8 protein-coding genes are annotated in these 9,869 nt (G+C 32.2%); all 8 read right to left on the minus strand.

Annotated features, from left to right (window positions below; all coding sequences use genetic code 11):
* Positions 1–877: 877 nt before the first annotated feature.
* Positions 878–1,120: a hypothetical protein gene (locus tag T368_RS16370; protein WP_027338468.1), complete on the minus strand. Its 243-nt coding sequence runs from the start codon at positions 1,118–1,120 to the stop codon at positions 878–880.
* A 614-nt stretch (positions 1,121–1,734) separates the two neighbouring features.
* Complete coding sequence (gene gmhA / locus T368_RS0110230) at positions 1,735–2,316, minus strand: D-sedoheptulose 7-phosphate isomerase (RefSeq protein WP_004087276.1); 582 nt, start codon at positions 2,314–2,316, stop codon at positions 1,735–1,737.
* 90 nt (positions 2,317–2,406) lie between these two features.
* Positions 2,407–3,513, minus strand: a complete 1,107-nt coding sequence (locus tag T368_RS0110235) for a glycosyltransferase family protein (RefSeq protein ID WP_230455636.1) — start codon at positions 3,511–3,513, stop codon at positions 2,407–2,409.
* Positions 3,474–3,836, minus strand: a complete 363-nt coding sequence (locus T368_RS17195) for an NAD-dependent epimerase/dehydratase family protein (protein ID WP_272898112.1) — start codon at positions 3,834–3,836, stop codon at positions 3,474–3,476. The genes T368_RS0110235 and T368_RS17195 overlap by 40 nt, the downstream gene beginning before the upstream one ends.
* Positions 3,832–4,488 carry an NAD-dependent epimerase/dehydratase family protein gene (locus T368_RS17200; protein WP_051591330.1) on the minus strand — a complete coding sequence of 219 codons (657 nt, stop codon included), beginning with the start codon at positions 4,486–4,488 and terminating at the stop codon, positions 3,832–3,834. The genes T368_RS17195 and T368_RS17200 overlap by 5 nt, the downstream gene beginning before the upstream one ends.
* Positions 4,473–5,213, minus strand: coding sequence for a phosphotransferase (locus T368_RS0110245; RefSeq protein ID WP_004087280.1), 741 nt, complete (start codon positions 5,211–5,213; stop codon positions 4,473–4,475). Before T368_RS0110245 ends, T368_RS17200 begins: the two co-directional genes overlap by 16 nt.
* 339 nt (positions 5,214–5,552) lie before the next feature.
* Positions 5,553–6,683, minus strand: a complete 1,131-nt coding sequence (locus T368_RS0110250) for a bifunctional chorismate mutase/prephenate dehydratase (protein WP_004087281.1) — start codon at positions 6,681–6,683, stop codon at positions 5,553–5,555.
* Between the two features lie 241 nt (positions 6,684–6,924).
* A complete protein-coding gene (locus tag T368_RS16375) occupies positions 6,925–9,783 on the minus strand; it encodes a YidC/Oxa1 family membrane protein insertase (RefSeq protein WP_027338470.1) in 2,859 nt (952 codons plus the stop codon).
* Positions 9,784–9,869: the final 86 nt, after the last annotated feature.

The following is a 9,869-nucleotide window of genomic DNA, read 5'->3' on the forward strand; positions in this document are numbered from 1 at the left end:
ACCTTTTTATGTTTTTAATGTATCTTTTAATCTTTTGTTTGTTAGTAATGTTTGTATTGTATGTTTTATTAAGTTTGTATCTAGTCTTTAATTATTTTGTATTGTGTGTAATTTTAATTTGTATCAAAGTATTAATTAATTTGTAATTTTGTATTGCTTAGTTTGTAACACTTTGTAAAGTGAAAATGTAATATATAATCACTAGATAAAAATCATATAAAAAAGGATTAGATTTTAAGTTATAATGTAAGGGTATTTTAAAGGCAGGAAAGAAACAAAATTTTAAAACCTTATTCATACACCATAATCAAAACTGAAATCTTTAGAATATATGTTATTTTACTTGTAATTTTATGTAGTAATGAAAAAAGGATACACAAATATAAAAGCGTGTAGTTATGTAGTGTGTTTGCAAGTCCGTTATTTGTGTGGTTTGAGAATAAAAAAGTATTAAGTTTTTCAGTTAATACTTAATAGATTTTATAAGCTTTTGTTGTGTAGTTTTATATGCCTTTTAAGCACATAAAACATACTTAATATGTAGTAATGTTTTTGTGTATCCTTTTTTAGAATACATTCAAAAATACACATAAGATACAAACAAAAAAATCATGTGGAAGTAAAAAAAGGAATTATAACATATAAGCATATTATAAAACACTTATGCAAAAAACCCTTTATATAAGGCTTTTATGTGTTAGTAATTGAGTGTTTTTTTGTATTATAAAATGCAACTAATTAATGTAATATTTTGGAATGACATATTAATGTCTTTCATTCCCGCTACAAATTTTGAGCCTTTTACAAACACTCGACTACCATTAAAATCATAACTAAGATAACCCCTCGCACCAACTATTGACATAAAGAAGTATTGCTAACCAGCCTTTAGACCAACATGAAATAAACCAACATTGAATGGAGTATCGAATTTATCAATATCTTTGTAGCCCCCATCAGCATAAGCCTTACTAGCATAGTTATACATTCCCAAACCAAAAAACGAAACACTACCATGCACACCTACAAATAAGCCATTATTTTCTTCTGCTAAAGCGGTATTGCCAAACCCTATTGTAAGCAATGTGTTTGCAGCCATTACACTAAGCTTCTTCCTCATTTTTTAATCCTTTAAAAGAAACTTCACAAAAAAGCTCAAAGGATTTAAAATTTTAATAAAAACAAACAAATTACAAACTACAAAAAAAAAAAAAACGATTTTTCTGCATTTCAATAGAAAAAATGTAACATTTTTATGGGATTTATCGATATTTTTACATAAAATGAGATGAAATCTTGTTTTATTTTAAGCTTTATTTAAGTATTTTAGGGTATGGATTCTTGATGATAAGTTTGAGTGAGTTGTATTTTATGGAATGCAGATTCTAAATGGCATTCCATTAGAAAATAACAATACAAAACCTTTTGCTTGTCATATTAAGTAGCTACAAATCCCACTTTCCTTATTGTTTTGCACTCCTGAATTTTTTAAATTTTTAAGTATCACTACACTGCATACAACAAAATATGATAATGCTTCGAGTCTAACTCCCCAACTTTTAGGATGTATGTAGAATTTAAAAGTGAATATAAATATAACCTAGCAATTATGTCTTAAACCCTATAACACAAATACGAAGAAAATGACAGCCTATGCGTATGTATTATCCGCCATTTAACCCTATATTAACTTGCTATCATTCACATAAAACAAATTTCAAAAATCTTTACCACCTACGCCTTAGCTTCCGCAAAACTCTTTTCTATAAGCTCACATAAAATATGGATACATAAAATGTGAATCTCTTGAATGCGAGGGGTATCATCGCTTGGTGCGACAATGCTATAATCACAAAGATTTTTAATAAGCCCACCATCTCTGCCGCTTAGTGAAAGGGTGATACAGCCTATTTTATTTGCCACTTCAAGAGCATTAATAATATTTTGTGAATTACCGCTTGTTGAGATTCCAATCACCACATCACCTTGCATTGCAAGGGCTTCGACCTGCCTACTAAACACATGATTATAGCCATAATCATTGCCAATAGCAGTCAATGCAGAAGTATCAGTACTTAGGGCAATCGCACGGAGACCCTTTCTCTCTCGCTTATATCGTCCTGTGAGTTCAGCGGCAAAATGCTGACTATCAGCCGCACTCCCGCCATTGCCACAGATAAGAATCTTTTTATTATCCTGCAAGGCTTTGGTGATAGTTTTTGCACTTTCAAGCAAAATAGGTGCAAGTAAGCCAAGCGCCTTTTGTGCAGTATCTATATGTGCTTGTATCTCATTTGTAACCAAATCTATATCCATAATCATAACCCCTTATCACAATATATTCTTAATATTACTTAAATTTTGATAATAAAGGATTAATATTTGTAACTCTAGATTCACACAACGCTACACCATATCACCAAAAATATGTTGAAGCATACTTTTAAGATCGCTGCTATCGCGTTTTAAGTTAATACTATCACAACTTTTATAGGGGTTAGAGTTAGCATAATCATTAACAATAATTCGTTTAGCATGATATAAGCCATAGATGATTTGATGATATTTTATCCCCTCTCTTTCTAGCTGATTTTCTGTTATAGTTTTATAATCTAGCGTTCTTGAAGTGGTTAGGATAATATAAACTTTGCCTGTATCATAGAGTTTATTCAGCATTGCAACATTTTCGTCTATCTTGCTTGTCTCACCCCATTTTGGCGTAAAAAACTGCCCAGAATTTTTTACCAATGTGCCATCAATATCAACAAATAGTGTAGCAAATTCTCTTTTATAAAGATTCCATTCCTTTATTGTCCCCCAATCTAAATAATCTTGCACTTTTGAGTTAAAGAAAACATGTCCGCTAAGCATCATATTATAAATAATATGCGAAATATATAAATTATCTTCATGTGCTAACTTTTCATAATATTTACAAAATTCTTCAGTGCTTTCAAAGCCGTATCCGCCAACATTAAAGATTGAGCCAATCACGCGTTTTTCTATAATATTAGTTATAATATTTTGCTCATTTACAATAACAAAGCTTTTGCTTTTTGCGTATGTTAAATCCATGTCATTTAGGTCGTAAGTGGATACGAAATTGCCACTAACGCGATTCTCTACAAAGTAATTATCACTATCTTTAATATAGATTTGTCCGCATATATTTGCCTTTTTTATGCCTTGATATACGGTTTCTGGTTGCGATTTTGTTTGTTTATCTAGCGTGATAATAGATAGTTTAGAATCACATTTTAGCATTTTAAATTGATCTGTTAAGGGCTTTTGTAAATCATATTTTTCATAATGCTCTTTCATGCAAATAATATAGATTCTACTAAATTCCTTTAGGTTTAAGCCCCTAATTGCCTCTGTTAGCATAAGATTCCCATTTGGGTGTGTAAGAAGCCATTTGGGCTTTACTCCCGGAAATCTTGATGAATGTCCTGCGACCGGTAAAATAAGATTCATTACATTACTCCAAATATCTTTTTTGCATATTCTATGCAATTAATTAATCCTTTGTCCATATCAATGCTAGGTCTCCAGCCTAGCTGTTTTGCTTTGTCATTATTGCCTAAGGCATATTTATTTACCTCTTTTTCTAAAATAGAATCATGCAGCTTTAAAGCACCCTCATATAAAGGCGGATACTTTTCCCAAAAAAGCTTTGCGTCTCTAAAAATAGGCTTTATATCTGTTTGTAAATATTTTGCAATAATTTCATAAATTTCTACAACAGAGTAAGCCTTGCCTGATGCGACATTAAATGTGTCATAAACTACATTATTATCATTCATCACAATCTCACATAGCGAAATAACATCATCAATATAGACATAATCTCTTTTTTGTAAGCCATTTGAATGAAGGACTGGTTGTTGCCCCCCCCCCCATTAATAGCGTTTTAATGATATAGCCAATTAAAGGTGGATGCTTTCTTTTCATATCTTGGTGTGGTCCATATACATTAAAGAAACGCAAGATAGCAATATGCAATCCATAGGTTTTAAAGAATGAATGACACAGCATTTCAGCTTGTTTTTTAGAAGTGGAATATATGAGATAAGGCGAGGTTTCATCACTCTCTTTTGTAGGAAACTCTTTGTTATTCTCATAAATTGCTGAAGTGCTAGAAAAGATAACTTTTTTCACACCATTAAAGCGTGCGGCTTCTAAAACATTTGCACTTCCTGCTACATTAATATCAATGGCTTTATATGGGTCTGTTTGACAATCAGGCAAAGGTGCAATACCTGCAAAATGAAACACATAATCTATGCCTTTCATTACATGTAATAAATCTTTTGAGCGTATATCCATGCCGATAAACTCTCCAAAAAACTCATTATTTACAATCAAGTTATCTAATCGCCCATACGACATATTATCAAGCAATATAACTCTATGCCCCTTTTTACTTAGCACATATCCTAATTGAGAGCCAACAAAGCCCGCACCACCTGTAATTAATATGTTTGACATATTGTATCCTTTATGTTGAGATTGAGAATTTCAGTAATCACATAATCAAAAATGTGATTATCTTTTGCGTAGGGAAGGATTCTAAAAAGATTTATTTTTTGAAAAATGGTGTAATATTTTCTATAAAATTCATATTGCATAAAATGCTTATCTATCATTTCATCTAAGTAGCACAAAAGCATTGCAATTTTAGTGTTATCATAACTTCTTTCATACAGCATTACACTCCATTTATGCTTTGTATCCTGTCTAAGCTTTACAATATCTTGCAAGGGCGTTTCAATAAAATTATCTAAAAAATCAATGAGTATAATCTTGTCGTTTGAGAATAAAATATTTGAAAAAGTAAGGTCTCCATGACATCTTCCAAGCGGCAGGATAATCTCATTTGGAAGTTCTTTTAAATCCCTTTTTATAGAATCTAAACATAGGGTTAGAGATTTATTTTTACATGTATTTATCTTTTGTGCAACCTCATCGTATTTATTATAAAATATTTCTTTATTTATAGTTGTATATATGGAATCTTTTAGATTATTTTCAATAAATTGCAATAAAATACGCATGGTTTGAGCGATACTTGTAATTGTAGCGTTTTCAAAAAATACAATAAAATCACTTGCATAATAATAAGGCATTGAAAAGCCAACTTTTTCATTATCCTTAGTTTCCCAATATTGCTGTAAAACTTGTGGGATTAGAATCTTGTCATGGTTGTCATACATATTAGCAAATAATATTTGCTTCTCGCATTGCTTTTTTAGTCTAGCTTTGTAGTCTTTATTTGTAGTGGTTTTTAGAATCGTGTGATTATTGATAATTTCTAGCTGACATCCAGAGTGTCCTGCTATATATATATATATATATATATATCTTGTTTAGTATTTTGATATGTCAAAGGGTGTTTTGCCATCAATAATAAACCTTAAATTTATATGAAGTTATAGTATCATAAAAGTTTCTAGTATCTATTTGTTTTGTGATATTTTTATAGCGATTTAACAAAATATATAATTTCAAGGTGCATTTTATAATTTTTCATTGAGCGATATTTTATACTTTTTTTACACAAACGCAGGGTAGCTGCCAAGCCATTTTATCTCATCGCCTCTTTTATCAAACAATCTCTTTACACTTTCATCATCTTTATGTCCATAAAAATCCATATAGAATCCAGAATGAAACGCACCATCACTCTGTATCGGTCTAGAATCTATCTTAGTAATATTAATCGATTCGTCTTTAAAGTCTTGCAAAAGACCAAATAATGCCCCAGCTTTTCCAAAATCTTTCATACTTACAAAAATAGAAGTCTTATCATTCTGCCCTTTTTCGTTTGTAAAGTCGCTGATGATGACAAATCGCGTCTGATTTGTGCAATGATTCTCAATATTTGCAAACATAATGGGTAGGTTATATAGCTTTGTGGCGATTTCAGAACAGATTGCCGCACTACCACTCTCACTACTTGCAAGTTTTGCTCCAAACGCCGTAGAACTCACAGAAATATGCTCTATTTCATGCAGTTGATAGCTTTGCAAAAAGTTGCTACACTGCCCAAATGCAATGTCTTTAGAATAGATTCTCTTTATATCATTAATGTGTTTTTCCTTTGTCGCAAAGCTATGATGTATCGGCAGGATAATCTCGTTTATAATCTTAAAATTATGCTTTGCTAGATTGTCGATTGTCTCGCCTACCATGCCATTTGTGTTGTTTTCAAGTGGGATTACCCCATATTTTGCATTCCCCCTTTGTAACGCTTCAAACACCGCACTAATGGTTGTTAGCGGTAAATACGCACTTAATGGACCAAAGCGATTTTCAGCGGCTTGATGCGTGTAGCTGCCAATAGGTCCTAGGAAAGCTATCTTTTGAGGCGTCTCAATATTTCTGGCGATGGCAAATATCTCATAAAAAATGGCTTCAATGATTGATTTATTGAGATTTTTTAGCCCTTTTTCCTTTGTGATTGATAAAAGATTCTGTATGATTGCTCTCTCTCTATCGGGGCGATAAATACTTGCGTTGTTTTTAACCTTTAAATGCCCAATTTGCTGCACGAAAGTTAGCCTTTTATCAAGTAGCTGTATAATCTCTTTGTCGATAGAATCAATATTTTGTCTTAATGTTTGTAAGTCTTTTTCTATGCTTTGTTGTGTATGGGTTGTGGAATCTTTAGATTCTAGAATCACTCTATGTCCTTTAGGTCCATTGCAGCTTATGTATTTTTCGCAAATGACACAAAAATATAGCCTAAAAAAGCTTTTTGGATTATAGCCAAACTTTTTAAATGCTATATTTTAGGCTCAAGTAAGAGATGTGTTCAAGGATAGTTTATTTTTCTAATGCTCAAATACGACAAATGCTTTTATTCTTTAAATGCAAAATTGCACTATGATAAACCCCAAGTTAAGCAATAGCAAACAACAATTCCTAATGCCTTATCCCATCAATCTTTAATGTGTCATCTTTAACTTCTTCTGTGATATCTTGCCAACTATTTTCATCATAAATATTACCTTTGACTTGGAAATAATGGTCAATAATCCATTCGTTTTTTTGTGTTTTTTTTAGATCGCTTGTAATCGGGGTTGCAGTAATAATTTTTCTATTGTTTGGATAATTTTTAAGTATATTCTTTGGCACATTAGGACAACCATTAGGAAGATTTTCGCAAAAAATGCTTGAAATATCATAATTTGCCATAAGTCTAGAATCTACTTTTAACTCTCCGCTTGTATTAAAATCTTTAAATAAAAATATGGTTTCGGGTCGCCCATTTTTTTCTATTATAAAGCGTGGTATTCCCATACTATCTGGTGATCCATGATCGCTTACGATAAGTATCTGCGTGTTATTGTAAATTGCATTATCTTTAAGCCATTGTATAAGATAATCGAGATAATTTAATGCGCATGCTTCAGAATCATAATGTTTGAAGAAGAAGTCTCGTTCGCCTTGATAGCTATATGACATTGTTTCTTTATGTGGATGGTCATGCCATGCCGTTTTGTTGGCAAGTTGATTTTTTGGTCCTTGAAATAAGCATTTTTTTCCATTGTAATACATGGCATATGGGGGATGAGTAATACATGTATGCAAGTATTTAAAAGTTGGCTTTTTAGATTCTGTATTGTGCAAATGGGTAAAAGCATACATTGATGAAGTATATCCTAACGATCCTCTAACGTTTGGGTCCATGATTCTGTAGCCCAACCCCTTATATCGGAACCATTTTCCATTGTTATATATTTTAGAACGCAATGCTTCTGGACTAAAACGAAATGTCCCATAACTTAATAAGCGTTTATATATCGCTGCATTACCTTCATTTGCAAGTTTGAAAGCAATTGTGTCTTCCGGGTGGTGTGTAAGATAATAGTCGATATAGGCATATCCATTTTGTGTTACAAAAATATTTTGATTATAAGCCTGTATGTATTTGGCTGCTTTGGCCGATTCCCCCATAAAATACCCCACATCATAGCCGTTCTTTACAAAAGTATCACCTATAACACCAAAGGCTTCAGTGATACTATCATCAAGATTATCTTTTCTGGCATTCATATTATATACAGCATAATGCTCCCCGCCGATAAGCGTAGCAATACTATGAATAGTAGAGTTTGTCGTAGATATAGCGTTATCAAATAGCACAAAGCCATCAAGCTGTGTTTTAAACTCTGGGAATTGCTCTAAGAGTGGATGCATATGTGAGCCACTGAATGCATCAAGCACCATAACTATGATATTCTTTTCAGTCTTAGAGTAAGAGAATAATTCTTTTTCATAAGGTTGCAGATTGTTATCCTCTGCAACAAGGCTTTTTGGGACTATATAAGTTTTATTTGCTTCCATAATATTAAAGAAAGATATAACACTTAGCACACAAAGACTAATGAGACTAACACTAAAAATACTCTTCAGCCATTTAAAACAAAAATACACAATCGCTACACTTGCTATAAAAGCACACAAGGCATATAAAAGATTATTTGGATTATTAAACTCTGGTTTTTGTAAGACAAAATGATCCATAGCCCCATAATCACCTACAAAAATAAATGTATTGATGACCCCGATAAGAAATAATATGCTTGCAACATATACACCAAACTTAAAAAGTCGTGTTTTATAAAAAAAGCTTGTAATATAGATAACCATAAAGCTAGAACAAAGGAATGCACCAAATAAAACTGCTAGTGTTTGATATGTTTGGCTTGTGTCAAATTGAGAGACATCACTGCTATAAATAGCATAAGGGCTAAAGACACATATTATAAAGCAGATATTAAGAATAGCTAGAATGCTAATATTGCGATAATTTGTATAGGCTTTAGAATCTAGGGCGGTGTATGGGGTGAAAATGTTAAATAATAGAGTCTTAAATTTTCCTTGTAGTTTTGTGGATTGTGTGTTTTTAGGGTTTTGGCTTGGATTTGCAGTTTTAGAATCTAGCTTAGATTCTGTATTTTGAGAATCCACAATTCTAGTGTTAGAGTCTCGGCATTCTAAGGATTGAGATGAGAAATTAGGGTTGTGCAAGTCTTGCGAATGAGGCGTATTGGACATACACCGCAGTGAGTAAGGCGAAGCACTCCCTGATTTATCGCTCAATACTGAATGCCTTTTATTTCTACATTGCTTAAATATCTCTTTAAACAACGCAAACGCCATATTACAAGTCCAATATAATACTAACGCACTCGGCATACTATAAAGTAGCACCAAGAATAATAAGGCAATCAAACTCCCTTGCACTCTCGCACCTAGCTCTTTTGAGCTATAAAAGACATTGATTAAAGTAAAAATAGTCATAAGTAAAGGCAGTATATGGATACTTAAACCAAATAACATAATAGAATCTGGTTTGCTTAAATCATCTATCCATAGAAAGCGGACACTTTGCAAATACTCCGCATTCTCTACTAAATGAATCATTGCAATAAAAAATGGAATTTGTAATGCTAATCCCCCTAAGCCAAATAAGGCAAAAATGGGGTGAAAATGCCTTTGCTTATAGAGTGTGCGGATATAGCTTTGCAGTTCTGCACCTTTAAATACTCTTTTAAACTCTTTAATCTTACTATCACATTGTGCTTTTAACACTCCAAAGGAAGCCACTTTTTTATCAAAGTAAAAAGTGAGTTTTAGCATAAAAAGCTGCATTATAAGAGAGAGTAAAATAATGCTTATGCCATAATTCTTAGTTGCCTTAAAAAGTGTAAATAAAGCCCACTCAAGCACCTGTTCTACTGGAAATATAAAAATATAATATAAAATCTCTAGCATAGCTTCCCTTTCTCTAGTCCTTTTTCTAGCATAGTATCTAGCTCCCTTAGCCTTGCTACAAGGGCGATTTGTGGTTTTAGTCTAGA

Origin of the sequence: Helicobacter bilis ATCC 51630 (assembly GCF_000686565.1) — a bacterium.
GTDB classification, from domain to species: Bacteria; Campylobacterota; Campylobacteria; order Campylobacterales; family Helicobacteraceae; genus Helicobacter_A; species Helicobacter_A bilis.